Source organism: Pacificibacter marinus, from assembly GCF_900109555.1.
Classification (GTDB): Bacteria; Pseudomonadota; Alphaproteobacteria; order Rhodobacterales; family Rhodobacteraceae; genus Celeribacter; species Celeribacter marinus_C.
Window position 1 is genome coordinate 99,325 of the sequence record NZ_FNZV01000004.1, and the last position, 16,003, is coordinate 115,327.

18 protein-coding genes and 1 tRNA gene are annotated in these 16,003 nt (G+C 51.4%); 10 read left to right on the forward strand and 9 right to left on the reverse strand.

All coding sequences use genetic code 11. The features are described 5' to 3' along the window. Positions 1-63: 63 nt before the first annotated feature. Positions 64-930 (reverse strand): SDR family oxidoreductase, encoded by an 867-nt coding sequence (locus BM025_RS07000; RefSeq protein ID WP_085849110.1) that lies wholly within the window; start codon positions 928-930, stop codon positions 64-66. Positions 931-1,036: 106 nt separating this feature from the next. Between BM025_RS07000 and BM025_RS07005 the strand changes: the two genes are divergently transcribed. From BM025_RS07005 to ribD, 5 genes are all read left to right on the forward strand, one after another. Next, a complete protein-coding gene (locus tag BM025_RS07005) occupies positions 1,037-1,438 on the forward strand; it encodes a winged helix-turn-helix transcriptional regulator (protein WP_085849109.1) in 402 nt (133 codons plus the stop codon). Between the two features lie 39 nt (positions 1,439-1,477). Then, positions 1,478-1,987 carry a hypothetical protein gene (locus BM025_RS07010; protein WP_085849108.1) on the forward strand — a complete coding sequence of 170 codons (510 nt, stop codon included), beginning with the start codon at positions 1,478-1,480 and terminating at the stop codon, positions 1,985-1,987. A gap of 54 nt (positions 1,988-2,041) precedes the next feature. Continuing rightward, on the forward strand, positions 2,042-2,461 hold the full coding sequence (locus tag BM025_RS07015; protein WP_085849107.1) for a secondary thiamine-phosphate synthase enzyme YjbQ: 420 nt from the start codon (positions 2,042-2,044) through the stop codon (positions 2,459-2,461). A gap of 145 nt (positions 2,462-2,606) precedes the next feature. Next, positions 2,607-3,074, forward strand: coding sequence for a transcriptional regulator NrdR (gene nrdR / locus BM025_RS07020; RefSeq protein ID WP_085849106.1), 468 nt, complete (start codon positions 2,607-2,609; stop codon positions 3,072-3,074). Between the two features lie 5 nt (positions 3,075-3,079). Beyond that, positions 3,080-4,168, forward strand: coding sequence for a bifunctional diaminohydroxyphosphoribosylaminopyrimidine deaminase/5-amino-6-(5-phosphoribosylamino)uracil reductase RibD (gene ribD / locus BM025_RS07025; protein ID WP_085849105.1), 1,089 nt, complete (start codon positions 3,080-3,082; stop codon positions 4,166-4,168). 1 nt (position 4,169) lies between these two features. Here ribD and BM025_RS07030 read toward each other — a convergent pair whose 3' ends face one another. The 3 genes from BM025_RS07030 to BM025_RS07040 form a co-directional block, all read right to left on the reverse strand. Continuing rightward, the gene (locus BM025_RS07030; protein WP_085849104.1) at positions 4,170-6,155 is read right to left on the reverse strand and encodes a capsular polysaccharide biosynthesis protein; all 1,986 of its coding nucleotides are present in this window, start codon (positions 6,153-6,155) and stop codon (positions 4,170-4,172) included. A gap of 7 nt (positions 6,156-6,162) precedes the next feature. Further along, a complete protein-coding gene (locus BM025_RS07035) occupies positions 6,163-7,293 on the reverse strand; it encodes a polysaccharide biosynthesis/export family protein (protein WP_244515525.1) in 1,131 nt (376 codons plus the stop codon). A gap of 178 nt (positions 7,294-7,471) precedes the next feature. After that, entirely contained in the window at positions 7,472-8,764 is a 1,293-nt protein-coding gene (locus BM025_RS07040) for a capsule biosynthesis protein (RefSeq protein ID WP_085849102.1), read from the reverse strand. 223 nt (positions 8,765-8,987) lie between these two features. Between BM025_RS07040 and BM025_RS07045 the strand changes: the two genes are divergently transcribed. The 4 genes from BM025_RS07045 to BM025_RS07060 all read left to right on the forward strand — a co-directional run bounded on the left by BM025_RS07045 (position 8,988) and on the right by BM025_RS07060 (position 11,067). Further along, the gene (locus BM025_RS07045; RefSeq protein WP_085849101.1) at positions 8,988-9,599 is read left to right on the forward strand and encodes a riboflavin synthase; all 612 of its coding nucleotides are present in this window, start codon (positions 8,988-8,990) and stop codon (positions 9,597-9,599) included. A 3-nt stretch (positions 9,600-9,602) separates the two neighbouring features. Then, entirely contained in the window at positions 9,603-10,145 is a 543-nt protein-coding gene (locus tag BM025_RS07050; RefSeq protein WP_085849100.1) for a 6,7-dimethyl-8-ribityllumazine synthase, read from the forward strand. After that, entirely contained in the window at positions 10,142-10,627 is a 486-nt protein-coding gene (nusB, locus tag BM025_RS07055) for a transcription antitermination factor NusB (RefSeq protein ID WP_085849099.1), read from the forward strand. Before BM025_RS07050 ends, nusB begins: the two co-directional genes overlap by 4 nt. Positions 10,628-10,731: 104 nt before the next feature. Further along, positions 10,732-11,067, forward strand: coding sequence for a hypothetical protein (locus BM025_RS07060; protein WP_085849098.1), 336 nt, complete (start codon positions 10,732-10,734; stop codon positions 11,065-11,067). 304 nt (positions 11,068-11,371) lie between these two features. Here BM025_RS07060 and BM025_RS07065 read toward each other — a convergent pair whose 3' ends face one another. Both BM025_RS07065 and BM025_RS07070 read right to left on the reverse strand, forming a co-directional pair. Next, entirely contained in the window at positions 11,372-11,794 is a 423-nt protein-coding gene (locus tag BM025_RS07065; protein ID WP_085849213.1) for an SRPBCC family protein, read from the reverse strand. A 311-nt stretch (positions 11,795-12,105) separates the two neighbouring features. Further along, on the reverse strand, positions 12,106-12,294 hold the full coding sequence (locus BM025_RS07070) for a DUF6324 family protein (protein WP_085849097.1): 189 nt from the start codon (positions 12,292-12,294) through the stop codon (positions 12,106-12,108). A gap of 182 nt (positions 12,295-12,476) precedes the next feature. On the opposite strand from BM025_RS07070, the gene BM025_RS07075 reads away from it, so the two are divergent. After that, a tRNA-His gene (locus tag BM025_RS07075) sits at positions 12,477-12,553 on the forward strand. Positions 12,554-13,061: 508 nt separating this feature from the next. Here BM025_RS07075 and BM025_RS07080 read toward each other — a convergent pair. From BM025_RS07080 to BM025_RS07090, 3 genes are read right to left on the reverse strand one after another with little or no spacing between them, the layout of a single operon-like run. Then, positions 13,062-14,618: a hypothetical protein gene (locus tag BM025_RS07080; protein WP_211753573.1), complete on the reverse strand. Its 1,557-nt coding sequence runs from the start codon at positions 14,616-14,618 to the stop codon at positions 13,062-13,064. Further along, a complete protein-coding gene (locus BM025_RS07085; RefSeq protein WP_085849095.1) occupies positions 14,615-15,628 on the reverse strand; it encodes a glycosyltransferase family 2 protein in 1,014 nt (337 codons plus the stop codon). Before BM025_RS07085 ends, BM025_RS07080 begins: the two co-directional genes overlap by 4 nt. Then, positions 15,609-15,998: a GtrA family protein gene (locus tag BM025_RS07090; RefSeq protein ID WP_170842141.1), complete on the reverse strand. Its 390-nt coding sequence runs from the start codon at positions 15,996-15,998 to the stop codon at positions 15,609-15,611. Before BM025_RS07090 ends, BM025_RS07085 begins: the two co-directional genes overlap by 20 nt. Positions 15,999-16,003 lie beyond the last annotated feature (5 nt).

The window sequence follows — 16,003 nt, forward strand, 5'->3', positions numbered from 1 at the left end:
CTGGCAAGTTCTGACAAAAAAGGCGCCCCAAAGAGCGCCTTTTCGTATGTTAAAAAACACAAATTAGCTTTGCGCGACCATAGCCTGAAGTGTCTCGGCATATGGTGTTGTTGGTCGGCCTATGAGGGCGGACAACACTTTGTCATCGTTGAACAGCGCACCTTTGGCGGCGTTACCGTCGATGTCTTTCATGAACATCACAAAACCTTCTGGTACGCCTGCGCTTTTCAACGCTTCGCCAAAGGCCTCAACTGGCATGTCGACATAAGCGACGTTTTTGCCTGATGCATCAGAAATGGTTTTCGCTAAATCTGTGAGTGTAAAAGCATCGTCACCTGCCAGTTCTAAAATCTGACCATCGTGACCGCCGGCCAAAACAACGGCTGCGGCTTCGGCGTAATCTGCACGGGCGGCTGTTGAATATTTTCCGTCACCGGATGCGCCAAAATGCTGTCCTGTTTCAAGAGCTTGAGCAAGCCCCATTCCAAAGTTTTCAGTGTACCAGCCATTGCGCAAAATCGTGTGCGCCACGCCACTGTTGGCCAATATATCCTCGGTCGCGCGATGGTCATTGCCCAAGTGCATGGGGTTGTCTTTCGCGTTCAACAACGACGTGTAAGCGATAAAGCCAACACCCGCTTTTTTCGCAGCGTTGATGACATTGCCGTGGTGTACTTCACGTGCGCCTGGGGTCATGTCATTGGACGAAATCAGCAAAACACGATCCACGCCAGTGAGCGCTGTTTCTAAACTTGCGCTGTCTGTGTAATCGCCCATGCGTGTCGCGATGCCTTTGGCGGCAAAGGCATCGGCTTGTTCAGGTTTGCGCACCAATGCGATGATGTCGTCTTTGTCAACGCGTGTGGTCAGCTGGTCGACAACGAGTTGACCGAGTTGGCCTGCAGCGCCAGTCACGAGATATTTGGTCATGGTCTTTTCCTATGGTCTGAAATCGGGTATAGGTCTCATATAGAGACCGAATTTGACGCACGTAAGGAGGTATCTTTTTGTACCCAGGGAACATTAAGGGAACCACATGCAAGATCTGAAACTGAGTAAACGTGACGAATGGGAGGCCATGGGCTTTGATTTGAACAATTGCCCCGTGCGCTCTGTGCTGGATCATGTGGGTGCAAAATGGACGGTGTTGATTTTGTTTGAATTGCAAAATGGGGCCCAGCGTTTCAATGCTTTGGGGCGCGCTTTACCGGATATTTCCAAACGGATGTTGACGCAAACCCTGCGCGATTTGGAACGTGATGGCATGGTCAAACGTCAAGTTTTCGACACCAAGCCGCCAAGCGTTGCCTATAGTCTCACTGACATGGGGCAATCTTTAATGACACCTTTGCTTGGGCTTGTTGGGTGGGCTGAGGCGCAAATGCCAGCTGTCCAAACCGCCCGCAAAGCCTATGATGAACAGGCCGCGCGTTTGTAGGCAGCGCGCCATATATTTTGCCAATGATAGGACAACAAAATGATGACTGTGATCAAATTTGCTGCCGTGTGCGCCGTGATAATTGGAAGCGTCACACCCGCTTTTGCGATATGCGCAGGCAACCAGATTGATGTGTTTTCGTGCTCTTTTGGGGCCAAACAAGTCGAGTTGTGCATGACCCCTGATGATCAAAGTGTCACTTATCGGTTTGGTCCCAAAGCTGCGCCTGAACTTGAGATCGCGCGCAGCTTTGATGAGATTACAATGCAGCCATGGAATGGCATTGGGCGCTCAATTTGGGAAACCGTTTCAGTCCCCAATGGACAATTTTCTTATGCGTTTTACACGTCATTTGATAAGTTTGATCAGACGCTCACTGCAGAGCTTGAGGTGAAGCGTAAAGAGCAAACTCTGGCAAGGCTGACCTGTAATGATACCGATGCAGGTGGGGGGCTTTTTGAGTTGGACACTTTAACGATGACCATGCTTGAGGCGGGCTATTGTCGCACTGATACCAGTGACGTGCTGCGGGCTGGCCCCTGTGAGTGATCCGAAAAAGGGCGCATGCAGATACGCTAAACTAAGGCTAACGGAGTGCAGCACATGAGCCATCAAATGTTTGAGATCACAACGCATGGGGCAGGCCTGTACGAGTTTACAAATCAAGTTGGAGCATGGGTGGCACGCGAGGGACCATTGGAAGCTGCGCTGACATTGATTGTGCAACATACCTCTGCCAGTTTGTTGATCCAAGAAAATGCAGACCCCGAAGTGCAAGATGATTTGCAAGCGTATTTTAACCGTTTGGTGCCGCCTACCACAAACCCAAGTATGGCATATCTGACCCACACCTATGAGGGTCCAGACGATATGCCCGCTCATATAAAGTCAGCAATGCTGCCAACAACACTCACAATTCCTGTCATTTCAGGTCGAATGTGTTTGGGAACATGGCAAGGGCTTTACCTTTTCGAACATCGGACCCGGTCACATGTGCGGCAGGTCTTGGGGTTGCTACGCTGAGTCTCTTTAGCAACGCATTGCGGGTCTACATCTAGTGTATGATTTTCCACCTACCCAACCTGTGCTATGCTGCCTATAGTGCCTGTGGATAAGTGGGGCAAAGATCCTACACGATGAGGCAGTAAACATAGAAAAGGGGACGCCCATGCGCTGTCCGTTTTGCGGAAACGTAGATACACAAGTCAAAGATAGCCGTCCAGCCGAGGATCATGCCGCCATTCGCCGCCGCCGTTTTTGTTCGGCATGCGGGGGGCGCTTCACCACTTATGAGCGCGTGCAATTGCGTGATCTGGTTGTTGTGAAAACCAATGGCCGTCGCGAAGATTTTGACCGCGATAAGCTTGAGCGCTCTTTGCGCATTGCCACTCAAAAACGCCCGATCGAACCAGAGCGTTTGGACCAAATGATCTCTGGGATTGTGCGGCGTTTGGAAAGCATGGGCGAAACAGATATTCCGTCGAAAAGCATCGGCGAGATTGTTATGGAAAGCCTCGCGCGGATTGATACCGTGGCATATGTGCGCTTTGCGTCCGTGTACAAAAACTTCCAAGCTGCTGATGATTTTGACAAGTTTGTCAGTGAGTTGCGGCCAGAACTCAAGACAGACGAGTAAATTTCATGTCCGACATCGACTACATGCACCACGCGCTCTCATTAGGGGCGCGTGGTCTTGGGCGTACTTGGCCCAATCCCGCGGTGGGCTGTGTGATTGTTAAAAATGATCGCGTCATCGGGCGGGGCTGGACCCAAGATGGCGGACGCCCCCACGCAGAAACAATGGCTCTCGCGCAGGCCGGTGATCTGGCCAAAGGCGCAGTGGCTTATGTGACGTTGGAACCTTGCGCACATACGGGTAAAACACCGCCCTGTGCACAGGCTTTGATTGAGGCTGGCATAGCGCGTGTTGTTGTCGCTTTAGAAGATCCTGATATGCGCGTGAGCGGGCGCGGTTTTGATATGCTACGTGCCGCTGGAATTGAGGTCACGACCGGAGTGTGCGCGGATGAGGCGCGCGCGGCACAAATCGGTTTTTTGACACGTATCACGGCAGGCCGCCCTATGGTGACCTTGAAATTGGCGACATCTTGGGACGGGCGTATTGCCACGGCAACAGGCGAAAGTCAGTGGATTACAGGCCCCCAAGCACGCCGTCGTGTCCATGCGATGCGGGCCGCGCATGACGCAGTTATGGTGGGGGGCGGCACAGCGCGCGCTGATGATCCAAGCCTTACGGTGCGGGGATTGGGCATTGAACGCCAGCCGGTGCGTGTGGTGTTGTCACGCGGGCTAGATGTGCCGTTGACGGGCAATCTGGCGCGCACTGCGCAGGATGTACCTGTTTGGTTGGTGCACGGGCCGACAGCGGATCCTTACCTGCGTAAAGTGTGGATTGATCTCGGTGCAAAACTGATCGAGGCACCTGTCGTCGCTGGGCAGTTGGACCCGGTGGGGGTGCTTGAATTGCTTGGTGAGCAGGGTCTTACTCGCGTGTTCTGCGAAGGCGGAGGCGCTTTAGCTGCCTCACTGTTACGGGCAAATTTGGCCGATAAAGTTTCGGTGTTTTCAGCAGGTCTTGGGATCGGATCAGATGGTATTCCAGGGCTTGGAACGCTTGGTTTGATACGTCTTGCACAGGCGCAGCGCTACAAAGCGGTAGCGACCGAAATTTTAGGTCCTGATGTGCTAACCGCTTGGGATCGTTTGTAGGTTAACGATCAAGCCCTAAAAATCGCGCCCGAAACTGACGCAGCTTTGCCAACGCGCTTTGTGCCAATTGGCTTCGGCCATTTGGCGTTGTTGCAAGTAAATCCACTGCCATTTCCACCGATATTGCGGCGCCTGTATCAGGGTCGAAATAGCGTGGATAATCGATAAGCACAGCATGGGCGAGGCCGAGCATACTGGGCCGTGCTACGCGCCGCTCTGGCGTATCGCCCAAATCCGTCGTTAGCCCCCAACCGGCATAAAACGGCGCGCCTGTACAGGTGACGGGTTTGTCGCGCAGAAGTGCTTCGAACCCGATCAAAGACGTCATGGTCCAAACGGAATCGCAAGCGTCAATCAGGGCAATAGGATCAGCATCCTGGGCCACGATATCGGCAATTTCATGGGCATTCGTCACCTTGCCGCGCCGTAGCCCTGCCTCTACATCTGGATGAGGTTTAAACACCAAAATGGCATCGGGATTGGCCGCGCGTGCCGCTTTCAGCAGTGCAAGGTTCGTGCGAACTTTACCTGCCCCAAGTTGGATTGAGGCATCATCTTCGACCTGTCCTGCGACCAGAATTTTATAACCATTGGGCAAAGGAGGGCAACCATCCCCAACATTGTATTTGCTTAATTTCGCCGCGATGAGACGCGCAATCAAAGCCTCAATACGCGCTGTTGCATGGTCGGGCATCTGTGCGCGCTCTGCGATTTGGGTCTCAAGTCGCGAGGGATGTGTGGGATCAAAATACAAGCCGCAATCATCGATGATCAACGATATCGGGCGCACCAAGGCCGCGCCAAGACCACGGGACCGCAAAAATCCATCTTCAATGTGTAGAGGTGCTTTTGATTTTGCACCCCAAGTCATATGGGCGCGACCCAATTGTGTTTCGCGTGCGATCACATCGGGATCATCGTTGAATGTCATTGCCGTTTGGCCAAAATATCGCCGAATATGTGAGCGTTTCCACCGCAAAATATGGGATGCGACATAGCCGTTTTTATCTTCGACCACAGCGCGTTGGCGCGCCTGTGCTAATGACAGGGCATCTTCGACGGACCATAGCGTTTTGTGTTGCGGGTCAAACCATTGGCAATAATGGAACAAAGCACCTGCCACCAATTGCGCACGGGTCAGGTGGCGACCGCGTCGCGCAATCGGGTTTTGGTCTTGCGTTAGGCCCCAGCCCGCATACCACGGCGTTCCAAACACATGGGGTTTGTGCCCCGCGAGAATGGCTTCAAACCCAAGTGGTGAGGACAATGTATAAACGGCGGTTGCATATTCGAGCAGTGCCCAAGGGTTTGCTGGCTCTGTGAATAGACGTACGTTTGGCGAGCTATCTGCGCCATCGAAGTGGCCTGTCAATGGCCCGCTTTCATCACGGTTTGGGGAAAATACAACGATCTGTGCATGGGGGTGGGCCTCATGGGCCAGCACTAACATTTCGCGCATTTGGTCGGTTGCTAAAGGCGCGGGGGGGAGTGTTGGATCTGATTGAGGTTGATCCAAAACCAGCACAAAAGGAACATTTGCTGTCTCTATGCCTGCACTCAGGGCTGGTAACTTGCACAATTTCAACAAAGGCAGTCGATCCGCCACCTTATGTGCGCGCGTTAAAATTGCGGCATCATCCAAAGGCATTGTGGCGAGGATCATTTCCAGATCGCTTGGCTGTGCCGCGTCATGAATGGGCCCACGGGTATCAATGGCAAGACCCAAAGGGGCAGGGCGTTTGAGTTGGGGGCAGGGTTGATCCGGGATAAAGCCTGCGCCGATCCATGCTGCTTTGGCATCTTGTGCGGAGGCTGTTGCGGGCCTTGCTACGGCATCATCGTGCTGGGGTGTTTTGCGGTGAGGCGTCCAGCCTGCGGCGGTTAAAACCTGTTTGATTTTAGGAATGCGCGCAATGGCGGGGTCGGATAGTAAAATCCGCCCAGGCGCATGGGCGCGGGCGGATTTTTTAGGCATATTGTTGTGCATGCTGCACTCAGTTGCTGAGATCGCGCAGGCTGTCTGCGGTGCCAGCAGTACCAGTGATGGCCTGCAGGGTTTTGGTCCACTGAACAAACGGCGCTTCGGTGACGTAAACGGTGTCGCCATCTCGGATCAAGAAATCGCGGGCCAAAAACAGGCCGTTGGGTTCTGTCAGGTTGAGCACATAGATAAGGCGCTGAGTGCCGATGAGATCATCTCGCCCCATAACTTGCTCGGCAATTTCTTCGCTTTCGTTGCGCAAGACAAACACACCGGTTGGGTCGGCTGTATGGGTTTGCAGCCCGCCGACTTGTGCAATGGCTTCGAGTGCGGACAGGGTGCGGGTTTCAAAGGCAACGCGGTTTTGCGCGCCTGTGGCCCCGAGAGCTGTAAAGGAACGCTGATCCGCTTCGACCAAAATACGATCGCCATTGCGCAGCGCGATGTCATAGCGGGCGTTTTCAAACAAGTCTTCGAACCAAACAGACCCTGTTTTGCCAGCACGGATCACTTTAACTTGCGCCAATGAGGGCTCGACAGCAACGCCGCCTGCACGCGCAAGCATGGCTGTTAGGGTCCGAGTTGGGCGCTCAATCGCGTAAACACCTTGGCCGTTGATTTTACCTGTAATGGAAACGGTGGCCCCGTCGCCTGCGGCGCGGGTGACCATGACTTGTGGATCAGGGGTTTGTGTGTCGAGCTTTTCTGTGATGATGCGGCGGATGGCCTCTGGGCTGTTGCCTGAGGCTTTGACCCGACCTGCATAAGGCACGAAAATAAAGCCAGCACCGTCAACTTGGACTTCGCTTAGGATTGTTGCGTTGGCGCCTTGGCCGGCCAAAAGGCCATCATCGACGTTTTCCCAAATGGTCAAAGACAATACATCGCCGGCTTGGATCGTGTCAGACCCGATGGAGCCCGCATTGGTGAAGTCGGATGAGAACCCAAGGGAGGGTGTCACCCCAATTGCAGCGTTCACACGATCAGTCACAGAGACGACGAAAGAATCGCCATCTTCAAGAACGGATCCTGAGTAGATTTCTTTTTTGTTCGGGCCTGAACGGGGCAGTCCGCAAGCGGCAAGGCTTGCAACGACGCAAAATACCGCTGTGGCACGCAGGGTGCGCGATGTTAAAAATTTCACTGCTCGGTCTCCTCTGAGCCGTTGGGCTGCCTGTCTTTTTTCAATCATCATACTGAAGGTAGTGAGAAAAATCTAGCGCCAGCGTTTTTACAGCGCATAGACATCATAATGTGTTGCAGGGGCGCAGCTTGGGCGCAGGGAGTGTGGCACATCTTAAAAGTGTATCCAGATGTTGTGGTCATTTTCCCGTTTGCAGCGGTTGACGCGGCGGGGCTTTGCCTGTGATGAGCGCCTCATAGGGCGTTTCGGGGGCCAGCATCATATCCACAACAAGGCGCAAAAGTTGATGCCGCCCTGCAGCAGAATAGTAGCCGCCGGGCACTTGGCTGGTTTCCAACAAGAACTGGCGGTAGATTCCATAGGCTTGTTTGTCAGGGCGCGTGGCCTGTTTGAAGAATTCATCAAGCGGCTGGTGCGAGACAAATTCTGACTTGTCATACACTGCAGTTCCAATGACTTTGACCGGCAAGCCGCGCCGTAAAACCTGTTGTCCTGCGGTGGAATTGACGGTCACTGCCGAGCGGGCAAAGTTGAGCAATTGTGCCAATTTCCCGCCGCGGACATAATGCACACGGGCTTGCACGCCGTGTTCTTTAGCAATGCGGCGGACCTCGGATTTCAGATTGCGACGACCTGTTTCCAACGGGTGCGCCTTAAACACCAAATGGTGGTGCTGCGGCGCGCCGCTGGTAAAGCCTTTGATCACATCGGCTATGAATTCGGGCATGGTTTCATAGGGCGAATGTACTTGGAAACTGGTGTCGTGTTCCAGTTGAAGCAGGGCGATATGATAGGGATAGCCACCATTTTTGACACGCCGTGTGGACCAAGCGCGGTGTAAATAATGGCTTGGCATCATTGCCAATCGCTTGAAGTACAACCAAAACTCTTGAAACACGGTCAGCTCACGGTGGCGGCGAAAATGTTTGAATGCGCCGTTCCGAAACATCACAAACCAATGATACACGGCGCCGTAAAAGATGTGTTGTCTCATATCGCCCCAATGGGCGGGTGCTTCGATATTGTCGTGGTCTGTGTTGGCTAAGGCCACACGCATGTCGTTGACTGTGAGGGACATCAAATCAGAATTTCCGTTTGATCCATCGCGCTCATAGGTGCACCAAAAGGGGCGCAGGTAGCCTTCTTCGAACACATGTATAGTCAGGTTTAATTCTTTGGCACGAGCAATTGCAGAGGCATGCATCGGGCGTGTGTCGCCGTAAAGCACGATGTCCGTGACCCCTTTTTGTGTGATCAAATCGTCGAAAACTGTCGGCCAGTCTTCGGGTTTGTCTGTAAACGGAATGAAACTGCTTGAGGCGAACCAAAAAGCGCGATCCCCTGCATTAAACCCCACACGCCATGTTTTTGCCCCCGCGGCATTCAGCATTTTCCCAAGCGACCAGAAAAAAGGCCCATGGGGCCCCTGGAGCAAAAGAAAAACGCGGGTGTTTGAATCGGGGTGTGTCATAGGCCTGTGAAATGATTTCGAAATGCTGTCTTTGTTAGGTGATGTCTAATGCAGAATAAATTAGGCGTATTTGTGACTTAACGGAAACAACGTAAACAAGTAAATACAACAGAGCCTTGTGAGTTAGCTGTGCTGTGGGCTTGAAAGCGCATTGGGGCAGGGATAGATCTAGGACAAATAAATCATCGGGCTGAGTTGCGCAGACCCAATTCGGAGAGACATCATGTTTACAGGCATCATCACTGACATCGGCACCGTGCTTGATGTGAAACAAGAGGGCGATCTGCGGGTGCGGATCGGTTGCGCCTATGATGTGGATGGCATTGATATTGGTGCCTCTATCGCTTGCAATGGTGTGTGTTTGACGGTGATCGCTTTGGGGCGTTCGTGGAAAGACGTGCCGCAAAACTGGTTTGATGTGCAAATCTCTGCGGAAAGCGTTGATCTGACCAACATTGGCGATTGGACTGTCGGCGCGCCACTGAATTTAGAGCGCGCTTTAAAGCTGGGCGATGAGTTGGGCGGGCACATCGTGTCTGGTCACGTGGATGGTGTTGCAGAGTTGATTGGCCAACGCGATGAAGGCGACAGCACGCGCCTGACATTTCGGGCCCCCGAAGCTTTGGCCAAATTTATTGCGCCTAAAGGCTCAGTGTCTTTGAATGGCACCTCTTTGACGGTGAACGAAGTGAATGGCTGTGAGTTTGGCATCAACGTCATTCCGCACACGCAAGAGGTCACAATCTGGGGGCGCGCGCAGGTTGGGGATAAAATCAATCTCGAAATCGACACGCTGGCCCGCTATGTGGCGCGGCTGCAAGATTGGGGTAAATAGACCATGATTGACACCTCACCACATATTTTAGATCTGCCAAGCTTTGATGAACCAGTGAAACTGTTGATCGTTGTCGCGCCCTATTTCAAAGATATTTCTGACGGGCTGCTCAGGGGGGCGCAAGAAACGCTTGATGTGGCGGGTGTGACCTATGATCTGGTCGAAATGCCGAGCGTTGGCGAAGTGCCAACTGCCATTGCGATCGCAGAACGCATGTCAAATTTCGATGGCTATGTGGCGCTGGGCTGTCTTGTGCGGGGGGAAACAACGTTGTTCGATACGGCCTCACATGATTCGTCCCATGCGTTACAAATGATGGGCTTGTCTGGACTGTGCATCGGCAATGGAATACTGGCTGTAGACACAAAATCGCAGGCGATTGCGCGCTCAGAGGCAAAAGGCGACAATAAAGGCAGCCAAGCGGCCGCTGCGGCCTTGCATCTTGTCGCACTTTCCCGCAAATGGGCTCGTCCGAACAAGGGCGTTGGCTTTCATACCGGCGCGATCCGCCTTGCTGGCAAAAACACGGGACCGAATATCGCATGACCGACGACCACGCACATCTAAAGCCACCTTCAAAGCGCGACATGAAATCTGCCGCGCGCCTCTATGCAGTGCAAGCGCTGTTTCAGATGGAAGCCTCGGACATGACCGTGGATAAAGTGCGCCGTCAGTTTTATGACCATTTCTTTGGCCTTGAGACCGAAGAAGAGGGGCTGTTCATCGATGGCAACGCTGACCTGTTTCACGAGATCACCGAGATTGCCGTGAATGATCAGGTCAAGATTGACCAAATGACAGACCGTGCTTTGGTGGCGAAATGGCCGATTGGGCGCATCGACAGCACCTTGCGGGCTTTGTTTCGCGCGGCTGGCGGTGAGTTGATTTCCACACGCACCCCGCCCAAAGTTGTGATCAACGAATTTGTTGACGTGGCCAAAGCGTTTTACCCTGAAGGTAAAGAGTCAAAGTTCGTCAACGCTGTTTTGGATCACATGGCCCGCGAAGCACGCCCTGACGCTTTTTAATCAGCGTTGCGCCAAGCGCGCACCGCGACATTATGCGAAATTGAATGGGGTGGGCCAAAAGCCTACCCTTTTTGCATGTAATAGCCTTTTTAAAGGAATGTCTCATGCCCAAACTAGTGCGTCTTTATATCACTCAAGTCTTGATCGGTTTTGCGATCTCAGCCGCTTTCGTCGGTGTACTTTTGGCGCTTAACGTTGCCAATCTGTGGCATCTGGTGACTCATTCCGACATTGGGATTCTTGCGGTTGTCGTTTTGTGGTTTGCCAATGGGATCGTATTTTCTGGTGTGCAATTTGCGATCCGCATCATGGGCATGGCTGAACGCGATGACGATGACGGACAGGGCGGCAAACGTAGCGCGGTTACAGAGCACAAAGCTGTGCCAGCGTTGGTCCCTGCGCCCGTGTCAGTGCCAGTGCAAAGCAAACGCCAGCTTTAATCGAATACGAACGAGCGTCCCTGCGCTGCATGACGTGGCCTCAGGCGGCGTTTTTCTTAAAATCTAGCAAGTTAGGGAAAGTGGCGGGGGACCGCAGCAGCCGTAGCAGCGCGTATGCTCCCGAAGCCTGATTATATCAGGTGGGTGCCAGGTAATAGAACCAGGGTCCTAACAGAGCCAGCTCCCGTACGGTTGCGTAAGGCCACCGGAGTCTTGCGCCCATGTGTACGGACCGAGCAGATCCCGCCACTGACACAGGTAGTGCGTCAGGGCGGGTCTTGCAAGGGGATGCTTTGTGTAAAGCTCAGTCTGTCAACGCGATCAATTGCGTGCGCAGATCAGCGATATGCGCGTCCCAGCCTTTATCCAACGCCAACAGCAAATCGAATTTTTGCGCGCCGCGTGGCAAGCCTGAATGCACCAAGGATACGCGTGTTCCTGGTTCTGCGTCTTTCAGGGTCCAAATCACCTTGGATTTTTCGCCATCCATGTCAGGAACACTAAAGGTATGTTCCAGACGCTCAGCTTCGGAAAAATCACGCACACGGCCCCAGATCAATTTTTCATCTGAGTCTGTGCTAAACAATTCAAAATGCTCGCCCAGTGCAAGCGGTGCTTTGGGGGCGTGAAACCATGTTTTCATCTGTGCGGGCTGGGTGAGAAAATCCCAAACCTGTGCGCGCGAAGCTTTGACATAAATGGATTTACGAAGCGTGTTGTCGGTCATGATGTGTCCTTTGGGCGGTGTGTTTGTGGTCTGAACAGGGATCAGACCGCCACAGCGCAGGCCAGACATATCGTGTGGCAGAGCTGTGTGTGTCGATGTGATGTGCCCCAAAAGGCATGGGGCGAACTGCGTATGGGGTCAAGCACTCTATGTACTTTGTGCGCCTGTCCACAGTCCCCAGCAACATCGCCCTGTCGGTTTTTATAGATTTCTGGGGCGTTTGTTCAGTTTATGGCCCAAGATAGCGCGGGTAAACTGAACATTGATCACGTCAGAACCTTGGTGCAAAATTTTACACCGTAAAGGCCTGTTTATTTGGCCAAAGCGCGGGCTTGTGCCGCCGCGGCGCGAATTTCTTCGGCAATTTCTTCGGCTTCTTCTGGTTCGAAATCCATAGGAATCTCAAGACCTTCACCTTCGATATAGATACGAACCATGCCAAGAGTGGTTGGGCCAATCTGGATGTTTGCCTCGACGTCGCTCTCTTTATTGATGCTCATGATTTTTCCCCTTTGGATTGCTCGTTGAAATAAGCCCAATTCAATCACTGTGCAAGGGGACGCTTTGGGCGGCATGGGGCAGGGCGCCAAACATGGCTTTGGGGTTGGATAAAAAAAATCACCAAATTGCGCAATCTTGCTCTTGCATTCACCCCGCGCCTTCCGTAAATCACCCGCAGTGTGCCGCCTTAGCTCAGTTGGTTAGAGCGCCTGATTGTGGATCAGGAGGTCCCTGGTTCGAGACCAGGAGGTGGTACCATCCATACCCTCAACATATTGTATTATATCTGTAACATTCGGATTGTGGATATTATTGGTCTGCCCCGTGGTCCACAATGGTATTCACCACTCGAATTCCTTGATCGAGTTTATTGCTGCTGCGGCCAAAGCTCGGCGCTCTGGGCCTTTCGTATAAATTGCAGATGTACTCGGTTCGCTGTGTGACATCACAGCCATGATTTGATGCTCAGTGCAGCCTTTCACCGCAAGAAACTCAGCAATGAGGGTTCGTTCTTCCCACTTTTGCAACGCATGCTGCGATTCATGATCAGCCCATCAAAGCTTTATTTGCGTCAATTTATGTGCCCGTGAACTCACCCAAGCGCTTGGTCGCAATTTTCTCAGGTTGCGTGAGCAAGGGCAGGCGTTGCCCCGCCACTATTGCAGCCACAATCAATCAAAACCGAAATGCGCATCCTAAGCTGAGATATCCAGCCCCAATGCATGCGGCGCACTTCATAGCTTGATCGAAGCAAAACGTATTAGATTTATTGTTGGGTTGTAATCTTGAACAAGGTGAACAGACCACGTGTCGCAATTTCATCAAGCTCTGGCATGTCTTCGAATGTGCTATCAGGGGAACCCATTAACATTAAATATGTGTATTTTTCGTTCCAATTTTGAGTGTATTCTAAGGCCATAGGAACGGAGCCTTCTTTCCAATCTTTGAAGAAGGTAGACATGGGTAATGCCGCGATTGCTGGAGATGCATATTTCGCCCATTCTGGCTTTACTTTCAGAGCGTGTACTCCTTGAAATAGCGTTGGAATAAAGACATCGCGATATGTCACGGCATAGGCCCCGATATGCCAAAGCTGCCTGTCGCTTGCATCCTGTCCGAGTGTTACTGATACCAACCTTTCACCTGATGGTACGTCTTGAATCAAGGTGATGAAATCTTCTACCTGCTTGGAGTGTTTATCGGCATAATCATCAAGAGCAACGCTGCGCCCGACCAAAAGTGCGGCGACGGTGATGAAAATAAAAGTTGCGTTTCTTCGTGATATATCTCGCCATTGTGTTGCTGAAAAAAACAATGCAACGATAACAAAAGGAAACCTGATGTGTACAAAGGCCACTCCGTTGAGCCAAGTTGGCATTATCAGCGCGAAGATGCATAATATTAGCAATGATCCACGCATCTGAGGTGCAATAGCCAGCCCGCCGAATATTGAATCTGAGCACATGGCAAAGGCAAGGATGACAAACAATCCAAGTGTGACGCTTGCTGTGACAGTCAGAGCCATGGGAAGGCTCAGGTCTGTTCCAATTACGGCTGATTGCAACACATCAAGGCGCTCAGAGAGACTGCCGAATGCTGTGTATGATCCTGCGGGGCTTTCTGGACCGAACAGTATATCGAAAGCTAACCATGCGATAGGGACAGCAAAAGGAGCGGAAAGTAATAGGGCACGCAAGAACATACCCTTCCAAGCTTTTCCTGCTTCAACAATTCTTTGAATCTCACGCCCAAAAATAGCTATGGCCAAGATCGCGAATGCGAAGAAATGTAGCAGGTAAAGTGTGAATGCGATGGGCGCAAAAAGAAGTACACGTTGCGTCGTAGAAAGCTTTTCTGACCATAACCAAATGGCGAGACTCAGGATTGCAAATGGAACTGAAACGATAAAGTTTTGAAATCCCCAAAAAAAGCACGCATTGAAACAGATCAGCGCAGACGTCGCTGGCCAGACACTCCATCTTCCGTGTAAAACGCGAGATAAGAACATCGTCGATGCAATCAAAAAAACACAGTAAAAAACCATCGTATATCGCGAGAAATCGACTGGATCTAAGCCTGTACCTAGTAGCATCCATAAAATATCTACGGCCGAATTAGGGACCAAACCGAATGTATATTCGTAGTATCTATCAAGCGGCCCATCTTGAACTGTCGCCAAATAATGACGCGCAATATGATTTGGCAGGTCGACCAACGGCAGATAAGTGTGCCGTAATATTGGAATAATAGTTAGCAGTGAAGTACAGAAAAATGCGATAAATGCCATGACGTTGGCCGAGCGATCGTGTTTTAATTTTCTCATTCTGCGTGATCGTCCAGTTTGGCATTGGTGTGAATTTTCGTATCAATGATGAACTGTGGCCGGGCTTTGGTTTCTGTGTATATTTTACCGATATACTCACCGATCACTCCCAGTGCGACCAAGTGCGCGCCGCCAAGAAAGTAAATTGGCAGGATAAGAGACGTCCAGCCAGGCACAACTGCCCCAGCCATCCACCCAACCCATGCGTATACAATTGCAAAAAACGAAATGCTTGCCACACAAAAACCAAAGAGCGTGATCAAACGCAATGGGCGCACCGAAAACGAGGTGACGCCATCAATTGCAAGACCGACCATACGGCGCATGTTGTATTTGCTTTCACCAGCAACCCGCGCAGCACGATTATAGGTTACGATTGATGATTTGAAGCCAAGTCTGTGAATAAGTCCGCGCAAATAAACATTGCTTTCACCAAACATAGCTAATGCATCACGTGCTTTTGCACTCATGAGCCGATAATCAGCGTGATTTGGAATTAATTCGACCCCGAAAACAGAGAGCAACCTATAGTAACAGTGCGCACTGGTGCGTTTGAAAAAGCTATCCGTTGTACGAGATGCACGCACTCCAAAGACAATTTCGTCGCCTTGTCGAAAGCGTTCAACCATTTGTACGGCAGCTATCGGGTCATCTTGTAGATCAGCATCCATACTGATCATGATATCGCCTTGGGCCTGCATGAGCCCTGCAAGCAATGCGCTTTGGTGGCCGCTGTTACGAGACAGTTTAACACCCTGAATATTAAACGAAGATTTTATATTGGAAATCAATGACCAAGTGTTGTCTGACGACCCGTCATCAACCAATACCAATGTCAGAGGCTCACTGATTTGTTCCGCCTTAACGAGGATATCGTTCAGTTTAGTGATCCCCTCGAGCAGCAGGGGCAAACTCTCTTCTTCGTTAAAGCAAGGTACCACAATCGACAGTTTCGGCGGGGGGCGCAATTTTACAGCGTCGACCTCGCGTTTATTTGGTGAATACGGCATATTTCATCCCTAGAAAAACAATGGAGCTATATGTGATAACACCCACGATTTGAGCGATCCAATACGGAAGTCCCAATGACATAAGGGACATAATCACTAGCATATTAATTATAAAAGCGGCACCGACGAGTAATAAGTACTTAATAACCATAGTTAATTTATAAGTGGATGCATCAAAAGTCCAAAACCCGTTCAAAGCGAAAGATAGCACAAGTCCCATGCCATATCCCGCCGCGTTCGAGACGATTAAGCTAGAACCAAGGACTCTGTAAAAGAAGAGAATAACAGCAAGTCCAAAACATGTGTTCAACACGCCTATAATTGCGAAACGAGAAATTTGTCCGCCAATATCGTTGTCTTGTTGGGGCATACTAT

Coding starts and splice junctions, on each gene's coding strand:
- BM025_RS07000 (WP_085849110.1), bottom strand. CDS start 930: ATGACCAAATATCTCGTGACTGGCGCTGCAGGCCAACTCGGTCAACTC.
- BM025_RS07005 (WP_085849109.1), top strand. CDS start 1,037: ATGCAAGATCTGAAACTGAGTAAACGTGACGAATGGGAGGCCATGGGC.
- BM025_RS07010 (WP_085849108.1), top strand. CDS start 1,478: ATGATGACTGTGATCAAATTTGCTGCCGTGTGCGCCGTGATAATTGGA.
- BM025_RS07015 (WP_085849107.1), top strand. CDS start 2,042: ATGAGCCATCAAATGTTTGAGATCACAACGCATGGGGCAGGCCTGTAC.
- nrdR (WP_085849106.1), top strand. CDS start 2,607: ATGCGCTGTCCGTTTTGCGGAAACGTAGATACACAAGTCAAAGATAGC.
- ribD (WP_085849105.1), top strand. CDS start 3,080: ATGTCCGACATCGACTACATGCACCACGCGCTCTCATTAGGGGCGCGT.
- BM025_RS07030 (WP_085849104.1), bottom strand. CDS start 6,155: ATGCACAACAATATGCCTAAAAAATCCGCCCGCGCCCATGCGCCTGGG.
- BM025_RS07040 (WP_085849102.1), bottom strand. CDS start 8,764: ATGACACACCCCGATTCAAACACCCGCGTTTTTCTTTTGCTCCAGGGG.
- BM025_RS07045 (WP_085849101.1), top strand. CDS start 8,988: ATGTTTACAGGCATCATCACTGACATCGGCACCGTGCTTGATGTGAAA.
- BM025_RS07050 (WP_085849100.1), top strand. CDS start 9,603: ATGATTGACACCTCACCACATATTTTAGATCTGCCAAGCTTTGATGAA.
- nusB (WP_085849099.1), top strand. CDS start 10,142: ATGACCGACGACCACGCACATCTAAAGCCACCTTCAAAGCGCGACATG.
- BM025_RS07060 (WP_085849098.1), top strand. CDS start 10,732: ATGCCCAAACTAGTGCGTCTTTATATCACTCAAGTCTTGATCGGTTTT.
- BM025_RS07065 (WP_085849213.1), bottom strand. CDS start 11,794: ATGACCGACAACACGCTTCGTAAATCCATTTATGTCAAAGCTTCGCGC.
- BM025_RS07070 (WP_085849097.1), bottom strand. CDS start 12,294: ATGAGCATCAATAAAGAGAGCGACGTCGAGGCAAACATCCAGATTGGC.
- BM025_RS07080 (WP_211753573.1), bottom strand. CDS start 14,618: ATGAGAAAATTAAAACACGATCGCTCGGCCAACGTCATGGCATTTATC.
- BM025_RS07085 (WP_085849095.1), bottom strand. CDS start 15,628: ATGCCGTATTCACCAAATAAACGCGAGGTCGACGCTGTAAAATTGCGC.
- BM025_RS07090 (WP_170842141.1), bottom strand. CDS start 15,998: ATGCCCCAACAAGACAACGATATTGGCGGACAAATTTCTCGTTTCGCA.